The organism is Mycobacterium sp. (assembly GCF_002863225.1).
Lineage (GTDB): Bacteria > Actinomycetota > Actinomycetes > Mycobacteriales > Mycobacteriaceae > Mycobacterium.
Genome location: NZ_PKEK01000090.1, coordinates 1 through 18,317, shown reverse-complemented (window position 1 = coordinate 18,317; position 18,317 = coordinate 1). Strand labels below are relative to the sequence as shown.

14 protein-coding genes are annotated in these 18,317 nt (G+C 68.1%); 7 read left to right on the top strand and 7 right to left on the bottom strand.

Going from position 1 to position 18,317, the window contains the following annotated elements:
• Positions 1-3: 3 nt before the first annotated feature.
• Complete coding sequence (locus CYU59_RS25325) at positions 4-2,955, top strand: MMPL family transporter (protein WP_293004041.1); 2,952 nt, start codon at positions 4-6, stop codon at positions 2,953-2,955.
• Between the two features lie 21 nt (positions 2,956-2,976).
• On the opposite strand, the gene CYU59_RS25320 is transcribed toward CYU59_RS25325, so the two are convergent.
• On the bottom strand, positions 2,977-4,119 hold the full coding sequence (locus tag CYU59_RS25320; protein ID WP_293004040.1) for an AI-2E family transporter: 1,143 nt from the start codon (positions 4,117-4,119) through the stop codon (positions 2,977-2,979).
• Positions 4,120-4,191: 72 nt separating this feature from the next.
• On the opposite strand from CYU59_RS25320, the gene CYU59_RS25315 reads away from it, so the two are divergent.
• The gene (locus tag CYU59_RS25315) at positions 4,192-5,280 is read left to right on the top strand and encodes a YbhN family protein (RefSeq protein ID WP_293004039.1); all 1,089 of its coding nucleotides are present in this window, start codon (positions 4,192-4,194) and stop codon (positions 5,278-5,280) included.
• Here CYU59_RS25315 and CYU59_RS25310 read toward each other — a convergent pair.
• Positions 5,273-5,785 (bottom strand): hemophore, encoded by a 513-nt coding sequence (locus tag CYU59_RS25310; protein WP_293004038.1) that lies wholly within the window; start codon positions 5,783-5,785, stop codon positions 5,273-5,275. The genes CYU59_RS25315 and CYU59_RS25310 overlap by 8 nt on opposite strands.
• Positions 5,786-6,083: 298 nt before the next feature.
• On the opposite strand from CYU59_RS25310, the gene CYU59_RS25305 reads away from it, so the two are divergent.
• Genes CYU59_RS25305 through CYU59_RS25295 form a run of 3 tightly spaced genes read left to right on the top strand, consistent with a single transcriptional unit; the run spans position 6,084 to position 10,047 of the window.
• Positions 6,084-9,095 (top strand): MMPL family transporter, encoded by a 3,012-nt coding sequence (locus CYU59_RS25305; RefSeq protein WP_293004037.1) that lies wholly within the window; start codon positions 6,084-6,086, stop codon positions 9,093-9,095.
• Positions 9,092-9,628, top strand: a complete 537-nt coding sequence (locus tag CYU59_RS25300) for an XRE family transcriptional regulator (protein WP_293004036.1) — start codon at positions 9,092-9,094, stop codon at positions 9,626-9,628. The genes CYU59_RS25305 and CYU59_RS25300 overlap by 4 nt, the downstream gene beginning before the upstream one ends.
• Positions 9,628-10,047: a CoA-binding protein gene (locus CYU59_RS25295; protein ID WP_293004035.1), complete on the top strand. Its 420-nt coding sequence runs from the start codon at positions 9,628-9,630 to the stop codon at positions 10,045-10,047. Before CYU59_RS25300 ends, CYU59_RS25295 begins: the two co-directional genes overlap by 1 nt.
• A gap of 3 nt (positions 10,048-10,050) precedes the next feature.
• Here CYU59_RS25295 and CYU59_RS25290 read toward each other — a convergent pair whose 3' ends face one another.
• A complete protein-coding gene (locus CYU59_RS25290) occupies positions 10,051-10,740 on the bottom strand; it encodes a hypothetical protein (RefSeq protein ID WP_293004034.1) in 690 nt (229 codons plus the stop codon).
• A complete protein-coding gene (locus CYU59_RS25285) occupies positions 10,737-11,381 on the bottom strand; it encodes a hypothetical protein (RefSeq protein ID WP_293004033.1) in 645 nt (214 codons plus the stop codon). The genes CYU59_RS25290 and CYU59_RS25285 overlap by 4 nt, the downstream gene beginning before the upstream one ends.
• 112 nt (positions 11,382-11,493) lie before the next feature.
• Between CYU59_RS25285 and CYU59_RS25280 the strand changes: the two genes are divergently transcribed.
• Positions 11,494-13,479, top strand: coding sequence for a M13 family metallopeptidase (locus CYU59_RS25280; RefSeq protein ID WP_293004032.1), 1,986 nt, complete (start codon positions 11,494-11,496; stop codon positions 13,477-13,479).
• Positions 13,480-13,500: 21 nt separating this feature from the next.
• Here CYU59_RS25280 and CYU59_RS25275 read toward each other — a convergent pair whose 3' ends face one another.
• The 3 genes from CYU59_RS25275 to CYU59_RS25265 all read right to left on the bottom strand — a co-directional run bounded on the left by CYU59_RS25275 (position 13,501) and on the right by CYU59_RS25265 (position 16,229).
• On the bottom strand, positions 13,501-14,529 hold the full coding sequence (locus tag CYU59_RS25275) for an Ig-like domain-containing protein (RefSeq protein ID WP_293004031.1): 1,029 nt from the start codon (positions 14,527-14,529) through the stop codon (positions 13,501-13,503).
• 126 nt (positions 14,530-14,655) lie between these two features.
• On the bottom strand, positions 14,656-15,897 hold the full coding sequence (locus CYU59_RS25270; RefSeq protein WP_293004030.1) for an MFS transporter: 1,242 nt from the start codon (positions 15,895-15,897) through the stop codon (positions 14,656-14,658).
• A gap of 41 nt (positions 15,898-15,938) precedes the next feature.
• On the bottom strand, positions 15,939-16,229 hold the full coding sequence (locus CYU59_RS25265; RefSeq protein WP_293004029.1) for a metal-sensitive transcriptional regulator: 291 nt from the start codon (positions 16,227-16,229) through the stop codon (positions 15,939-15,941).
• 198 nt (positions 16,230-16,427) lie between these two features.
• Here CYU59_RS25265 and ilvD point away from each other — a divergent pair, with 198 nt between their 5' ends.
• The gene (gene ilvD, locus CYU59_RS25260; RefSeq protein WP_293004028.1) at positions 16,428-18,140 is read left to right on the top strand and encodes a dihydroxy-acid dehydratase; all 1,713 of its coding nucleotides are present in this window, start codon (positions 16,428-16,430) and stop codon (positions 18,138-18,140) included.
• Positions 18,141-18,317 lie beyond the last annotated feature (177 nt).

Sequence of the window (18,317 nt, the reverse complement as noted above, 5' to 3'; positions counted from 1 at the left end):
CACGTGTTCGCCTGGTGGGGTCGAACTGTATATCGCTACCGGTTCATCGTAATCGGCGTCATGGTGGCGCTGAGCCTGCTTGGCGGCGTCTTCGGAATCAGCCTCGGCAAGCACGTCACCCAGAGTGGTTTCTACGACGGCGGCAGCCAGTCGGTCAAGGCGTCGGTGCTCGGCGACGACACCTACGGACGCGATCGAACCAGCCACGTCGTGGCCATTTTCACCGCGCCCAAGACGGTCAACGACCCGGTATGGCAGAAGAAGGTCGTCGACGAGCTCAACGCCTTCAAAAAGGACCACCCCGACCAGGTGGTCGGCTGGGCCGGCTGGCTCGCGGCGCCGACCAGCACTGACGCCGTCATCAAGGGGATGGCCAGCGAGGACGGCAAGCACACCTTCGTCAGCATCCCGCTCAAGGGCGACAACGACGACGCCATCTTGACCACTTACAACGACATCGCGCCGGATCTGCAGAAGCTCAACGGCGGCAACGTCCAGTTGGCCGGCCTCGAGCCGATCGCCAGCGCGCTGACCGGGACCATCGGCACCGACCAGAAACGCATGGAGGTGCTGGCACTGCCGCTGGTGGCGGTCGTGCTGTTCCTGGTCTTCGGCGGTGCCGTCGCCGCCTCGCTGCCCGCGATCGTCGGCGGGCTGAGCATCGCCGGCTCGCTCGGCATCCTGCGACTCATGGCTGAGTTCGGGCCGGTGCACTTCTTCGCCCAGCCGGTCGTGTCGATGATGGGTTTCGGTATCGCCATCGACTACGGGCTGTTCGTGGTGAGCCGTTTCCGCGAGGAGATCGCCGAGGGTTACGACACCGAGGCCGCTGTGCGCCGCACGGTGATGACCGCAGGCCGAACCGTGGCGTTCTCGGCGACGTTGATCGCTGTCTCGGCGGCCAGTCTGTTCCTGCTGCCGCAGGGTTTTGTGAAGTCTTTGACCTATGCGGTGATCATCTCGGTGACACTCGCCGCGATCCTGTCGATCACCCTGCTGCCGGCCGTGCTGTCGGTACTGGGCAACCACGTCGACGCGCTGGGCGTGCGGACCCTGTTCCGCATCCCGTTCCTGGCGAGCTGGAAGCCGTCGCGGGCCTACCTGAACTGGCTGGCCGACCGGTTGCAGAAGACCAAGACCCGCGAAGAGGTCGAAGCCGGATTCTGGGGCAAGCTGGTCAACGTCGTCATGAAGCGGCCGCTGGTGTTTGCCATCCCGATCATCATCGGGATGATCGTGCTGATCCTTCCGCTGCACAACCTGTCCTTCGGCGGCGGGATCAGCGAGACCTATCTCCCGCCGAACAACTCGGTGCGCCAGGCGCAGCAGAACTTCGACAAACTCTTCCCCGGATATCGAACCAACCAGCTGACGCTGGTGATCGAGAGCAACAACCACAGCAAGGTGACCGATCAGCAGGTCGCCGAGGTTCGCAACGCCGCCGCGTCGATCAGCGGGTTCACCGACACCACCTGGCAGGAACGCCCCTGCCCGGCGATCGAAGGCAACCCCTGCGTCTCGGGACCCAACGGAACCCATCCGAAGGACGACTCGGTCCGGGTGATCCAGAACGGGCTGGCGCACGCCAGCGACGCCGCGAAAAAGCTCGCTGAACTGCGCTCGATGACGGCGCCGCGGGGATTGTCGGTACTGGTCGGTGGTGTCCCGGCGCTCGAGCAGGACAGTATTCACAGCCTGTCCGCGAAGGCGCCGCTGATGGCGGTGGTGCTGCTCAGCACGACGATGTTGCTGATGTTCCTGGCGTTCGGATCGGTGGTGCTGCCGATCAAGGCCGCGGTGATGAGCGCGTTGACTCTGGGCTCCACGCTGGGCGTTCTGACCTGGATCTTCGTTGACGGACATTTCGCCGACTTGCTGAACTTCACGCCGGCGCCATTGATGATCGTGATCATCGCTTTGGTGGTCGCGGTCGGCTTCGGTCTGGCCACCGACTACGAGGTCTTCCTGGTCTCGCGCATGGTCGAGGCTCGGGCCCGAGGCATGTCCACCGCCGAGGCGATCCGGATCGGAACGGCAACCACCGGGCGCCTGATCACCGCGGCGGCATTGGTGCTTGCCGTGGTCGCCGGTTCGTTCGCATTCTCCGACCTGATGATGATGCAGTGCCTGGCGTTCGGACTGATGGCGGCGCTGCTGCTGGACGCCACCGTGGTCCGGATGTTCCTGGTGCCGTCGGTGATGAAGCTGCTCGGCGACGACTGCTGGTGGGCGCCGCACTGGATGAAGCGCCTGCAGAATCGCTTGGGGCTCGGCGAGATTCACCTGCCCGACGAGCGCAAGGCGCCGTCGGCGCGAGCCCGGTCGTCCCGGCCCGCGGCGACCACCCGACCGCCGGTTGCACCGGCACCGCGGCCGCCGCACGACCCGACGCACCCCACCGCCGAGGGTGCCTCGCGTCCGACCCGGCCGGCTGCACCGGTACCGCCGCCCGCGCCGCGACCGGACCCGCGGCCACCAGCTCAGGACCTGCCGTCGACCGCCGGCACATCCAGAATGTCGGCGCCCGGGCGACCCGAGTCGAAAGAGGCTCCCACGACTCGTTTTTCGGCCCAGCCGAACCCGTCGGCCGCCCCGGCCTCCGGTCGCCCACCGGCGCCGGCCGCTCCCCCGCGCGCAGAAGACCGCGAGATCGAGTCCTGGCTCAGCGACCTGCGGGGCGGGCCGACCGGCGAACAACGCGGTGCCGCGCCCAAGCCGCCGCAGCCGTCGGCCGACGAGACCCGGGCGCTGCAGATCCCGCCGCGGGAGAAGCCGTCGAACCCGCCGCCACCCGAAGCCGACGACGCCACCACCGCGATCCCGACCGGACCGCGGGAGGACAAGGACACCGACGCGGCCACCGAGAAGTTGAACGCCCGCGGCGAAAAGCCTCGGCCACGCCGCGGCGGCGGGCTCAGCGCCCAGGACCTGCTCCGCCGGGAAGGTCGCATCTAGGCGCGAATCCGCCTGACGCCGTTAATCTTTGACTTGAACCTCGTCGGGGTCGGCCTGCATCACCTTGGCATCCTCGTCGGATACGTCGGCCGCTGATTCCGGGTCGTCTGCCAGCAGCACCTTGAACGCGTTGTTGACGAACGCCACGGTGGGCACCGACAACAACGCGCCGATGATCCCGGCCAGCACGCCGCCGGTGGCGATTGCGATGACCACCGCCAGCGGATGAATCGAGACCGCCCGGCCCATCACCAACGGCTGCAGGATGTGAGCCTCGAGCTGGTTGACCGCGACCAACAGACCGAGCGTGATCAATGCATAGACAAAGCCTTTGGCGAGCAGAGCGACGATCACCGCGAGGAAACCGCTGAGCACCGCACCGACCAGCGGGACGAATGCGCCCAGGAAGACCAGTGACGCCAGCGGCAACGCCAGCGGCACGCTCATGATCGCCAGCCCGGTGCCGATGCCGGCCGCGTCGACCAGAGCCACCAGGAAGGTGGCCCGCACGTAGCCGGTCAGCGAGCGGAATCCGGCGCCGCCGGCCGCGCGCACACGTTCACGAACATGGGCGGGAACCAGCTTGGTGACGTAACTCCAGATGTTGCGGCCGCCGTAGAGGAAGAAGATCAACGTGAACAGCACCAGCAGTGCGGCGGTGACGATCTCGGTGATGGTGGCCGCGGTGGACAACGCGCCGCTGGTCAACTTCTCCTGATTGTTCTGCAGCGCCTGGATCGCCGAGTTGCCGGCGTGGTCGATCTGCTGGCGGCTCAGATGCAGCGGACCGTCGATCAGCCATTTCTTCAGCGAGTCGATGCTGTGGGTGACCTCGTCGACCAGATCCGGTACGCCGACGATGAACTGGCTGACGACGAACGTCAGGATGCCGCCGAGGGTCGCGAAGCTCGCCAGCAACACCAGCGCGACCGCACCGCCGCGGGGAGCGCCGCGCTTGTCCAGCCAATCCACGACCGGGACCAGCAGGGCGCTCAGCATCAACGCCAGCAACAGCGGAACGACGATCACTTCCAGCCGCTCGACCACCCAGAGCAATGCGACGACAGCGGCCAGGATCACCAACAGACGCCAGGCCCAGGCGGCGGTCTTGCGGACGATCGGTTCGACCGACTCGGCGTAATCGTGGGCGGCCTGTGCTGGCATACCAGCAAGACTAGGGGCGAACACCCGCGTCGCGCAGCGATCCGACACGACCTGCGGCGTTACGCTGTGCGCGTGTCGCACGACGCACCGCCCAGGAACGTCGACGGTCAGGTTCCCGAGCGGGCCCGCGGTAAGTATTGGTGGCTGCGGTGGGCCGCCCTTGCCGTCGTGGCTGTAGTGCTGGGCGTCGAGGTCGAACTGGCCTGGGATCAGCTGACCAAGGCAGCCGGCAGCCTGTATGCGGCAAAGTGGTGGTGGCTACTGGCCAGCGCGTTGGCAGCGGTGTTGTTGATGCACAGTTTCGCCGAGGTGCAGCGGACGCTACTGGCCTCGGCCGGAGTCCCGGTTCCGAAGCCGCGATCCGAGGCCGCCTACTACGCGGCCAACTCGCTGAGCACCACCCTGCCGGGAGGCCCGGTGATCGCGGCGACGTTTCTCCTACGGCAGCAACGACTTTGGGGCGCCTCGACGTTGGTCGCGTCGTGGCAGCTGGTCTTGTCGGGCGTGTTGCAAGCGGTGGGGCTGGCGCTGCTCGGCCTGGGTGGCGCATTGGTGCTGGGCGCCAAGAACAACCCGTTCTCGTTGCTGTTCACGCTGGGCGGCTTCGTCGCGCTGCTACTGCTCGCGCAGGCGGTGGCCTCGCGACCCGAGCTGATCGAAGGCATCGGCTGCCGGGTGTTGGCGCGATTCAACGCGCTGCGTGGCCGACCCGCCGACGTCGGCCTGGCCAAGTGGCGAGAGATGCTGTGCCAGCTGGAATCGGTCAGCCTGAGCCGCCGCGACCTGGCGACGGCCTTCAGCTGGTCGGTGATCAACCGGTTCGCCGACGTCGCCTGTCTGGCGTTCGCGGCCTACGCGGCCGGCGCGCATGCGTCGCTCGGAGGGCTCACCGTCGCCTGCGCCGCCGCCCGTGCGGTCGGCACCATCCCGTTGATGCCCGGCGGGTTGTTGGTGGTCGAGGCGGTCCTGGTGCCCAGCCTGGTGTCCAGCGGCATGTCACTGCCGAGCGCGGTCTCGACCATGTTGATCTACCGGCTGATCAGCTGGCTGATGCTGGCCGCGGTCGGCTGGGTGGTGTTCTTCTTCATGTTCCGCGCCGAGAGCCACCTCGACGCCGGCGACGATGACACGGGTCCCGACGCCGCCGAGAGCGCTATCTAGCAGCACCCGTCCCCGGTGTTGCGGTGTTCACCGGCGGGGCACCCGGCGCTCCGTAGCCGGCTCGCGCGGCGGGACTGGTCGGCGGCGGGCCGCTCAACGCGAACTGCGGGAACCCGAGCACCTGCGGAAGACTGATCTGCGGGGTCTGACACGTGGTCGCCAATCCCGCGAGCGGTAGCGCGATGGTCTGCAGGTCGCTGGCGGCCTTCGGATTGGCGCCGAGATAGGTCCGCAGCGACTCGGCCGACTGTGGGCCGGGAGGTTGCAGCAGGGCGGTGGTCATCGCCTGGTTGGTCTCCGGGTGCCCGTCGAGGTAGTCACCCGCGGACCTGGCCACGTTGCTGATAGTGCGCGCCATCTCGCTGGCGGCACAGGGGTCCGGCGTACCAACCGCCGCCGGCGCGGAGAGCAGGATCGCCGCCGAGGCACCGCCCAGCCCGGTCGCGGTCAAAGCGGCCAGCAGTCGGCGGCGCTGCGTAGCCGCACTCCCAGTCAGGGACGTCATGTCGAGCTCCTCGTGGCATGCGAGGATTCTCTGCCCCCCGCAGACAGTCGCCGGCTCGAGGCCGACACCTAGCGGTCATCCTGCCATCCGATCCAGCGCCGGGCGCCACCCGGCGGAGCGGTTTTCGTCACACCTGTGGGATACCTGTGCAGGAATCGACTTCGTTGCCGAGTTGTTGCAGCTCAGCGACCCGGAAGCCAGGTCAGCACGTATCTGGCTGCGGTAGGCTCGCGGACACGCAAAGTCCTGCGGGTCTGGGCGTGGCAACGAATGCGGGGAGACCACAATCCAGCACTTCATGATGCGCTTGAGCAGCAGCCTGCGCAGGTTCCGCTGGCTGGTCTTCACCGGTTGGGTGCTGGCGCTGGTCCCCGCCCTCTACCTGGTGCTGACCTCGTCGGGTCACCTCACCGGCGGTGGCTTCGAGGTGCCCGAGTCCCAGTCGCTGCGGGTGCACGACGCACTGGAAGCGCACTATCCCGACCAGGGCTCGTCGCCGCTGGCACTGGTCGCGGCGCCGCGGGCGGACGCCAGCTACGAGGACATGAACGCCGCGGCCGGCTTCCTGCAGCAAGTCGCCAAACAGCAGCCCGACGTCGTGGTGGTGGCCAACCCCGCCCAGCCGTCCCCGCAGCCCGACCGGCCGTACGTCGTCTCGCTGCGGCTCGACGCTGCCACCAACAACAGCGCCAGCGACGCGGCGAAGAAGCTGCGGGTCAAGGTCGGTGTGCAGGGTGAGCGTCCGGGCCAGATGCAGAGCGGCCGGGTCCGGCTCTACGTCATCGGCCAGGGCGCGCTCAGCACCGCGGCGGCGGCCAACACCAAACACGACATCGCCAAGGCCGAGCAGTGGAACGTTCCGATCATCCTGATCGTGTTGCTGGCGGTCTTCGGCTCGCTGGCCGCCGCCGCGATACCCCTCGCGCTGGGCATCATCACCGTCATCATCACGATGGGCCTGGTCTACCTGCTGTCGGCGTACACGGTGATGTCCGTCTTCGTCACCTCGACGGTGTCGATGTTCGGTATCGCGCTGGCGGTCGACTATTCGCTGTTCATCCTGATGCGGTTCCGCGAGGAACTACGCGCCGGACGTCAGCCGCAGGAGGCGATCGACGCCGCGATGGCGACTTCGGGCCTGGCGGTCGCGCTGTCCGGGATGACCGTGGTTGCCTCGCTGACCGGCATCTACCTGATCGACACCCCCGCGCTGACGTCGATGGCCACCGGCGCGATCCTCGCGGTGGCGGTGGCCATGCTGACGTCGACGACGATGACGCCGGCGGTGCTGGCGACGTTCGGCCGGTCGGCCGCCAAACGGTCGGCGGCGCTGCATTGGTCGCGGCGCCCCGAGACCACCCAGTCACGATTCTGGACGCACTGGATCGGCGGGGTGATGCACCGGCCGTGGGCGTCTGCGGCCGCGGCATCTGTCGTGCTGCTGGCGATGGCGGTGCCGGCGCTGTCCATGGTGTTGGGCAACAGTCTGCTTCGCCAATTCAACTCGTCGCACGAGATCCGGGCCGGGGTGTCGGCCGCCTCGGAGGCGCTGGGCCCGGGCGCGCTCGGCCCGGTGCAGGTGCTGGTGACCTTCCCTGACGGCGACGCCTCGTCGGCCACCCACACGCAGGCGATCGCCGCGATCCGCGACCAGATCGGGCACTCGCCGAACATCCTGTCGGTGGCGCCGCCGGTGTTCGCCGACAACAACAGCAGCGCGATGCTCTCGGCGATCCTGACGGTGGACCCCGAGGACCTCGGGGCCCGCCACACCATCTCCTGGCTGCGCGAGCACCTGCCCGCGTCGACCAGCGGGTCGGCGCAGATCAGCGTCGGCGGTCCGACCGCGCTGATCAAAGATTTCGACGACCAGGTGTCCAAGACCCAATGGCTGGTGCTGGTCTTCGTGGCGCTGATCGCGTTCGTGATGCTGCTGCTGTCGATTCAATCGGTGTTCCTGGCCCTCAAGGGCGTCGTGATGACGATGCTGTCGGTGGCCGCCGCCTACGGCAGCCTGGTGGTGGTCTTCCAGTGGGGCTGGCTGGAGAAACTCGGTTTCGCGCAGATCACCTCGATCGACAGCACGGTTCCGCCGCTGGTGCTGGCGATGACGTTCGGTCTGTCGATGGACTACGAGATCTTCTTGCTGACCCGCATCCGGGAGCGGTTCCTGCAGTCCGGCAACACCCACGACGCGGTCGCCTACGGCGTGAGCACCAGCGCGCGGACCATCACCAGTGCGGCGCTGATCATGATCGCGGTGTTCATCGGCTTCGCGTTCGCCGGGATGCCGCTGGTGGCCGAGATCGGGGTGGCGTGCGCGGTGGCGATCGCGGTGGACGCCACCGTGGTGCGCTTGGTGATGGTGCCGGCACTGATGGCGGTGTTCGCCGAGTGGAACTGGTGGCTGCCGGCCTGGCTGGAACGCATCCTGCCTTCCGTCGACTTCGAAAAGCCTTTGCCTGCAGTCGATCTCGGTGATGTCCTGATGATCCCCAACGACATCTCAGCGCCCGCGGTGCCCGGTGCCGACCTGCGCATCGTGCTGAAGTCCGCGGCCCGGTTGAAGAGCCTGGTGCCCGATGCGATCACCGTCGCCGACCCGCTGGCCTTCATCGGATGCGGGCGAAGCAGCGAGCCGCGCGCCCGGATCAAGGGCACCGAGTACGTGGCCAGCTCGACGACCCGCCAGCTGGCGGTGATCGGCACGCCGAACGGCCCCAACGGCGGAACCACCAGCCCCGGTCAATCGGCGGCCCGCAAGTTCGTCGGCAATCTCTCACACCGTGGCGGCGCGGGTCGCGCGGCCCCGCGCGCGGTGCGGCCCGTCCACCCGGTGACGTTGTGGCGTGGCCGGTTGTCGGTGGCGTTGGACGCCCTGTCAGCACAGGCCGATGACGACAACGAACAGCCGGCATTCGAGCGGCGCAGCCCGGTGGAGACCACCCACGTCCAGCTGCCCACCGGCGACCGGTTGCAGATCCCGACCGGCGCCGAGACGCTGCGCCTGAAGGGTTACCTGCTCTTGAGCCGCAACAGCAGCCGGGACTACGCCGAATTCGCCGAGCTGGTCGACACCATGGACGCCGAGAACGCCGCGGTCGTTCTGGCCGGGATGGACAGGTATTACTCTGGGCAATCACCCCGGCGGCAGTGGATCGCCAGCCAGTTGGTCCGCCGACTCGCTGACCCCCACCCGTCGGATGGTGACGACGACGGTTGGCCCGAGTCCGATACCAAGGCAGACTGGGAAGGTGTCCGACGACGCTGCCTCGCGGTAGCGGTGGCGATGCTGGAGGAGGCGAGGTGACGTTGGCAGCGGACCGACGCCATGGGCAGGCGCCGCACCGAGCACCGGAAGGTCCCCGCAACGGTGACCGGCCCGTCGAATTCTGGCCGACCTCAGCGATCCGCTCGGCCCTCGAAGGTGGCGACATCGCCACCTGGAAGCAGATCGCGGTCGCCATCAAGCGTGACCCGTTCGGCCGCACCGCGCGCCAGGTCGAAGAGGTGCTGGAAACCTCGCACCCCTACGGCATCTCCAAGGCGCTGGCCGAGGTGCTGGACCGCGCCCGCGCCCACCTCGAAGCCAACGAGCGCACCGAAGTGGCCCGCCACGTCCGGGTCCTGATCGAGCGATCCGGCCTGAAGCTGCCCGAGTTCGCATCGCGGATCGGCGTGCCCGTCGACGAGGTGCGCGCTTACCTCGCGGCCACCACCAGTCCGTCGGCGTCGTTGATGATCCGGATGCGCCGACTCTCCGACCGCTTCGCCAAAGCCCGCTCGCACGAGCCACCTTCGCAACCACAGCGCACTCAGCAGCGACCGCCGCGCTCACGCTGATGCCGGGCCGTCCCGACGATTCGACCCTGCGGCAGATCCTGGCCGAAACTCGCACCATCGCCGTCGTCGGCGCGTCGGACAAGCCGACCCGGCCCAGCAACGAGATCTACACCTACCTCGTGAATACCGGTCAGTTCCAGGTCTTTCCGGTGAACCCGACGATCACCGAGATCGACGGCGCGCCGGTGTACTCCCGGCTGGCCGACCTGCCCGTGGTGCCCGACATGGTCGACGTGTTCCGCCGGTTCGACGACCTGCCCGCCGTACTGGACGACACGCTCGCACTCGCGCCGCACCCCAAGACGCTGTGGCTGCAAGAGGGGTTATGGCACGACGAGGTCGGTCGGGAAGCCGCGGCGGCGGGCCTGCAGGTGGTCATGGACCGCTGCCTGATGGTCGAACACGCCCGACTCCGCTAGCCGTCAGCGGGGGTTGAGCGGCGCGACACCGAGCACCAGCCAATGACCGCTCTGCTTGGTCAACGTGACACGCAAAGCCAGCACCGCGTTGTCGGGTGGCTGGCCCGGTTCGTTCTGCGTCGCCCGCATGACCACCGCCACGGCGGCCGCCGACGGGCCGATCGCCTCCAGACCCGCTTCCATCGTCGCCGCGGTGGCGGTGACGTTGCGACGAGCCAAATCCGTTGTGGCCTTGCCGAATTGCTCTTTGAAGGTGTTGCCCTGCTCGGGCACCATCATCGCTGCGGCCCGATCGATGGCGGCCATCGGCTCCGACGGCGCGAACGTCGCGGTCGCCTGGGCCATCTCGGTGGCGATGCGCACCACCTCGGCCGAGTCGACCTTCAGGTCGTGGTCCGGTGACGTCCACTGCCGGTAGCCGGTCAGCACGGCCGCGACCATCGCTGCCGTGGTGAGCGCGACGACGGCGAGGCGCAGACCGGGCGCGTCGTCGTCGGTGCCCAAAGTGACCGCGTCACGCCGCCACAGCCAGATATTCACCGCGACGCCCTCGACGATCAGCAGCGTCAGCACCGAGCACAGCGACACCCACCAGACCGGCCAGTTCAGCACGTAGCCGATCGCCAGCAGCGCCGCGATCGCGGCCACCGGCGCGGCGATGTCGAATGCCAGTACCCGCCAGGCGTTTCTCATCGGACCGACTCCAGCCGCGAGACCATCAGCTTGCCGTCCACGTCGGCGATCCCCAGCCGCAGATTCCAGTGCGCGGTCTGCGGTTTACCGCCGGCGTTCTCACTGACCGACGTGGCCACCACCATGATCGTGTCGTTGCGGCGGGCGATGGACGCCGGCAGCTCGGCCGGTGCGGGGCGGCCCGGTTGCGCGTCGAGGTCGTGGTGCACCGACTCGAAAGCCACCGCGTTGACCTCGCCGCGACTGCGCGACTGCAGCCGCTCCACCACTTGCTGGTACGGCTGGATCGACGAGTCGAAGTCGGCGTTGAGCTCGCCGACCGTGCCGTCGTGCAGGCGCTGCAGGCTCTCTTTGATGTTCTCGGTGTTCATGTTGATCAGCACAGCGGTCCAGTCGGCGGCGGCCTGCATCGCGCGAGTCTGGTAGCTGCGCTCGCCGGCGTCGTCGCGGTGGCCGGTCCAGATCACCGCGCCCAGCGCGATCGCCGCGACACACAGTGCGCCCAGTACCGCCGAGGCGACGCCGTAGGGAGAGAACATCCGGCTGTCGCCCGCCTCGGTGGCTGCCTGCTCGGCGGCCTTCTCGGCACCGGCGTCGGCTGCGTCGTCGGCTGCTGCGGCGGTCTGCTCCTCGTCGGGCATGGCCGTGAGGCTACATGTCGACCGGCAGCGGGCCCGTCGTGACGCTGCAGTCGCCGACGTCAGCCGCCGGTCGCCCGAGGCGCGGCCGCCCACTCGGGTAAGAATGAGAAGCGTGACGGTAGAAGCTATCCGCTCGGGTATCGACCTGAGCCATGTCGACACTGGTGCCCGCCCTCAAGACGACCTGTTCGGTCATGTCAACGGGCGCTGGCTGACCGACTACGCGATCCCCGCCGACCGGGCCACCGACGGCGCGTTCCGCCTGTTGGCCGACCGCGCCGAAGAGCAGGTCCGCGACATCATCACCGAGGCGGCGGCGAGCAACGGCGCCGAGGGCACCGATCCGCAGCGCATCGGCGACCTCTACGCCAGCTTCATGGACACCGACACCATCGCCGGCCTCGGCGTCCGACCCCTGCTCGACGAGATCGCCGGAGTCGACGCCGCGCTGACGCCGATCGAGCTGGCCGCCGAACTCGGCGAGCTGCAGCGCACCGGCATCGGCGGCGGCACCGGCCTGTACGTCGACACCGACTCCAAGAACTCCACCCGCTACCTGCTGCACCTGAGCCAGTCGGGGCTCGGGTTGCCCGACGAGTCGTACTACCGCGACCCGCAGCACGCCTCGATCCTGGCCGAATACCCGAAGCACATCGCGCGGATGTTCGCGCTCGTCTTCGGCGAGCACGACGGCGACTGGGCGACCACCGCCGCGCAGATCGTCGCCCTGGAGACCAAGATCGCCGCGGCGCACTGGGACGTCGTCAAGCGCCGCGACGCCGACCTGACCTACAACCTGCGCACCTTCGACGAACTGCGTTCCGAGGCAACCGGTTTCGACTGGGCGGTGTGGTTCCACGCACTGGGCGTCACGGGTGAGCAGGCCGCCGAGGTGGTCGTCCGTCAGCCCGACGCGCTGATCGCGTTCGCCGCGCTCTGGGAAAGCGAAGACATCGAGGACTGGCGACGCTGGCTGCGCTGGCGGGTGATCAGCGGGCGGGCATCGCTGTTGAGCGACGAACTGGTCGACGAGAACTTCGCGTTCTACGGCCGCACGCTCTCGGGCACCGAGCAGTTGCGAGACCGGTGGAAGCGCGGCGTCGGCCTGGTCGAGAGTCTGATGGGCGACGCCGTCGGGCGGCTCTACGTCGAGCGGCACTTCCCGCCGGACGCCAAGGCGCGGATGGACGAGCTGGTGGCCAACCTGCGGGAGGCCTACCGGGTCAGCATCACCGACCTGGAGTGGATGACCCCGGAGACGCGGCAGCGCGCGCTGGAAAAGCTCGACAAGTTCACGCCGAAGATCGGCTACCCGGCGAAGTGGCGTGACTACACCTCGCTGGTGATCGCGCGCGACGATCTCTACGGCAACTACCAGCGCGGCTACGCCCTGGAGTACGACCGCGATCTGGCCAAGCTGGGCGGGCCGGTCGACCGCGACGAGTGGTTCATGACGCCGCAGACCGTCAACGCCTATTACAACCCCGGCATGAATGAAATCGTCTTTCCGGCAGCGATTTTGCAGCCCCCCTTCTTCGACGCCGAGGCCGACGACGCCGCGAACTACGGCGGCATCGGTGCCGTGATCGGCCACGAGATCGGCCATGGATTCGACGACCAGGGTGCCAAGTACGACGGCGACGGCAACTTGGTCGACTGGTGGACCGATGACGACCGGGCCGAATTCGGCCTGCGCACAAAGGCTTTGATCGACCAGTACGAAGCCTTCACGCCTCGCGGCCTGGACGCCACGCACCACGTCAACGGTGCTTTCACCGTCGGCGAGAACATCGGCGACCTGGGCGGGTTGTCCATCGCGCTGCTTGCCTACCAGTTGTCGCGCAAGGGTGCGGACGCGCCGGTGATCGACGGCCTGAGCGGGGTGCAGCGGGTGTTCTACGGCTGGGCGCAGGTGTGGCGCACCAAATCCCGTGACGCCGAAGCGATCCGGCGTCTGGCCATCGACCCGCACTCACCGCCGGAGTTCCGCTGCAACGGCGTGATCCGCAACATCGACAGCTTCTACGACGCCTTCGACGTCAGCGAGGCCGACGCGTTGTTCCTGGACCCGGGACACCGGGTCCGCATCTGGAACTAGGTTTCACGCCGACCGAACGACTCAGAGCTGCCAGTCGTTGGAGCCGTCGTTCTTGCTGTAGGTCCCGACCGAGTTCTTGACCACGATGGGATCACCGGCGCCGAAGTTGGCGAAGAACCACTTTGCGTTGGTCGGGCTGATGTTGATGCAGCCATGGCTGACGTCGCGTTTGCCTTGATCGGCCACCGACCACGGAGCGCTGTGCACGTAGTCGCCGCTGTTGTCGAACTGCACGGCGTCCTCGACGTTGACCTTGTAGCCGTAGGTCGAGTTGACCGGCACGCCGTAGGTGGACGAATCCATCACGACCTTGGCCTTCTTGTCGAGCACGTAATAGGTGCCGTTGGGCGTCTGATGCCCGCCTGCGGCCATCCCCATCGACATCGGGAAGGTCTGTTCCACCACGCCGTTGCGGGTGATCACCAGCTGGTGCGTCGCGTCGTCGGCGGTGGCCTGCAGCGCGTCGCCGACAACGAAGTTGTTCTGCGTGCCGGCGGCGTCGACGTGCACCGCGGTGTGCGCGGGCCAGAAGCTGAGCGGGCGCCAGCGCACCTGGCTGGCCGTCAGCCAGTAGAACTTGCCCGACACCGGCGGGGTCGAGGACACGTGGATCGCCTGCTCGGCCATCCGCTGATCTGCGATCGGCCGGGCGAAGTTGATGATGATCGGCTCGGCCACACCCACGGTCGATCCGTTGACCGGATTGAAGGTCGGCGGCACGAACGGGGGCGGGCCGGTGAACGGCTCCGGGTTCTGCCCGACGACCGGTCCCGTCTGCGCTGCGGCGGCAACCGCGGCCGGGTCACCCGACGGCGGCACGACCGGGTTGCCCGCAGGCGGCACCCCGACCTGTGGCTGGCCGGCCATCGGGTCGACGGGCTGCGGCAGCGGCTCGACCGGTCCGGGGCCGGGGGCTTCCACTCCGGGTCCGGGCTGCGCCGGGTCCGGGTCCGGGTCGGCGATGGCCACACCATGCCCCATCAACAGCGCAGCGGTCAGTCCCGCGGCACCGAACGCAGCGGTCAGAGGACCTTTGGTCCATTGCGACATTTGATTCCCTCCAAGTCACGGTCTCTGGCCAGTATGCCGTAGCGCGCCGTCGCTCCATGAATCCAGCGATTGCCGACGCGTCAATAACGAGGGCGCTGTCAGGCCGCTGACCTGCGGATTTACCCGCTACTGCGGGTCGGCCGCGGCGACCGCGAAGAGCTGCCGCTCGGCGGTCATTCCGGCCGCTCCGATGCCGATCAGCGCGGCGGAGGCGGCGAACATGGCCAGGACGCCGCGCTCGAGGAAAAGGCCGCCGGCGAACGATCCGGCCATGATCCCGATCTGAAACGCCGCCATGTACAACCCTGACGCACCGTCGGGGTCGTCGGCGCCGGCCCGCATCGCCGCGGCCTGCAGCATGGGCGACACCGCGTTGGCGAAGCCACCCCACAGTGCGATGGCCACCACTCCCACCAGGGCGGTCGCCAAAGCCGGCAACCGATGGAAGGTCAGCATGGTCAGCACGAGCTGCGTCACGTAGAGGCCCACCATGCAGCTGATCGCGGCGGCCCGGGGGTGGTGGTCCAGCGGCCGGGCCACCAGAGGCATCGCCAGCAGGCCGGCGATCCCGTAGATGGACAGCAACCAGGCGATATCGGGCCCGCGAATACCCACGACGTCGCGAATGATCACCGCGATGAACGTGAACGAGATGTAGTGACCGGTGACCGCGACCATCGTGAGCAGGCTCACGATCACCAACCTGCGGTTGCGGTGATGCCCGGCCGCCCGACCGACCCGGGCGCGCTGCTCGTCACTCAGCGACAGCGGCGGCAGGACGACGGCCGCCGCGATCGTGACGACGGCGGCGATCGCGGTCACGCCGCCGACGGCGATCCGCCAGCCCCAGAGCAGGCTCATGGCCGCGGTGGCGGGGCTGCCGACCACCACCGCCAGGCTGATGCCGACATAGATCGACGTCGTCGCACGTCCGGAATGACTCTGCGGAACCAGCCGCGTCGCGATCGGCGCAATGACCGACAGGATCAACCCGTGGGTGACCGCCGACAGCGCCCGGCCGCCGGCCAGCACCGCGAAGTTGGGCGCCAGCGCGGAGATCAGCTGAGAGGCGGTCAGGCAGGACAGCGACAGCAGCAGCGCGCGGCGGCGCGGCCAGTGCGCGGTCCAGCGGACCAGTGGAATCGTGGTGACCGCCGCGACCAGCGCGTACCAGGCCAGCAGCGTGCCGACCATCGGGACGCTGACGTGGAAGTCCCGGGCGATTGCGGGCAGCGCGCCGACCGGAAGCAGTTCCGCGGTGACGTAGGTGAAGGCCGCTGCGGCCAGCACGGCCAGCTGCACCGCGATTCGGGGAGTCCAGGGCCTGCTGGTAGCAGTTCGCCCCTCGGTAGCACGGGCTGGCCCCACGGCCCCTACTCAACCACGCATCGCAGGCGTGGTGTTAACGATCAGGACCGAACGAGTCGCGCGATGGCCGCCGAGGCTTCGGCGAGTTTCTGGTCGGCCTCCGAGCCGCCCTGGGCAACCGCGTGGGTGACGCAGTGCCCGAGATGCTCGTCGAGCAGATTCAGCGCGACGGACTGCAGCGCGCTGTTGGCGGCGCTGATCTGAGTGAGCACGTCGATGCAGTATTTGTCGTCTTCGATCATCTTCGCGATGCCGCGCACCTGGCCCTCGATGCGCCGTAACCGCTTGGCGTAGTTGTCTTTCTGCGACGAATATCCGTGTGTGGGTGCCATCTGCCCCTCCGACATCGTGGTCTTGAAGATCGTGCTCGGGCCATCTCGACGGCGCCGGTGTGGACACCATTGTCAACGATCGGGCCACCTGCGCGCCACGCCACCCTGGTAAGGCATGGTTTTCTCACGTGACGCTGATACCCCTTGGGGGTATTTTAATGATTTTGGCCGCTCTGCCGCTAGCCGCATAATCAACCAATGCCCTCCAAGAGTCTCTCGCCCGACATCGACATCAAGCCCCGCAGCCGTGAGGTCACCGACGGCCTGGAAAAAGCCGCGTCCCGGGGGATGCTGCGGGCGGTGGGCATGGACGACGAGGACTTCGCCAAACCGCAGATCGGGGTGGCGTCGTCCTGGAACGAGATCACCCCCTGCAACCTGTCGCTGGAGCGGTTGGCCAAGTCGGTCAAGGAGGGGGTGTTCGCCGCCGGTGGCTACCCGCTCGAGTTCGGCACCATCTCGGTGTCGGACGGCATCTCGATGGGTCACGAGGGCATGCACTTCTCGCTGGTCTCGCGCGAGGTGATCGCCGACAGCGTCGAGACCGTCATCCAGGCCGAGCGACTGGACGGCTCGGTGTTGCTGGCCGGCTGTGACAAGTCGCTGCCCGGAATGCTGATGGCCGCCGCCCGCCTGGATCTGGCGTCGGTGTTCCTCTACGCGGGTTCGATCCTGCCGGGCCGCGCGAAGCTGTCCGACGGCACCGAACGCGACGTCACGATCATCGATGCGTTCGAAGCCGTCGGCGCCTGTGCGCGCGGCTTGATGCCGAGGGAGGACGTCGACGCGATCGAGCGGGCCATCTGTCCGGGTGAGGGCGCCTGCGGTGGGATGTTCACCGCCAACACCATGGCCAGCGCCGCCGAGGCCCTGGGCATGTCGCTGCCCGGCAGCGCCGCTCCCCCGGCCACCGACCGCCGCCGCGACGGCTACGCACGGCGCAGTGGCGAAGCGGTCATCGGCCTGTTGCGCCGCGGAATCACCGCGCGCGACATCTTGACCAAGGAGGCGTTCGAGAACGCGATCGCGGTGGTGATGGCGTTCGGCGGATCGACCAACGCGGTGCTGCACCTGCTGGCCATCGCCTACGAGGCGGAGGTGGAACTGTCGCTGGCGGACTTCAGCCGGATCGGCGCGAAGGTGCCGCACCTGGCCGACGTCAAGCCGTTCGGCAAGCATGTGATGTTCGACGTCGACCACATCGGCGGCGTGCCGGTGGTGATGAAGGCGCTGCTGGATGCCGGTCTGCTGCACGGAGATTGCCTGACCGTGACCGGGCAGACCATGGCCGAGAACCTGGCGCACATCGCCCCGCCGGACCCGGACGGCAAGGTGCTGCGGGCGCTGGACAATCCGATCCACCCCACCGGCGGGATCACCATCCTGCACGGCTCGCTGGCACCCGAGGGCGCGGTGGTCAAGTCGGCCGGCTTCGACTCCGACGTGTTCGAGGGCACCGCAAGGGTTTTCGAGCGTGAGCGGGCCGCCCTGGACGCCTTGGAGGACGGCACCATCACCCACGGCGATGCGGTGGTGATCCGCTACGAAGGCCCCAAGGGCGGGCCCGGGATGCGCGAGATGCTCGCCATCACCGGCGCCATCAAGGGCGCCGGCCTGGGCAAGGACGTGCTGTTGTTGACCGACGGCCGATTCTCCGGTGGCACCACCGGCCTGTGCGTCGGCCACATCGCACCCGAGGCGGTCGACGGCGGTCCGATCGCCTTCCTGCGCGACGGTGACCGGATCCGGCTCGACGTCGCCAACGGCACGCTGGACGTGCTGCTGGACGCGGACGAATTAGATTCCCGCCGTGAGGGTTTCGCGCCGCTACCACCCCGTTACAAGACCGGGGTGCTGGCCAAGTACGTCAAGCTGGTCGGGTCGGCGGCCACCGGAGCGATCTGCAGCTAGCCGCTTGTTCACCAGCTTGTTTGCGTCGAGATCGACGCGAGCGTGGCGTGTACCCGCTTGGGTTAAAGGGGTGGTTGCAACACTTCGTAGGTAGGGGTGTTGATGGCGACTCATCATTCGTTGGTGGCGGTGCAGCGTCAGTTCTGGGAATTGGTCGCTGCGGGTATGTCCTCGGAG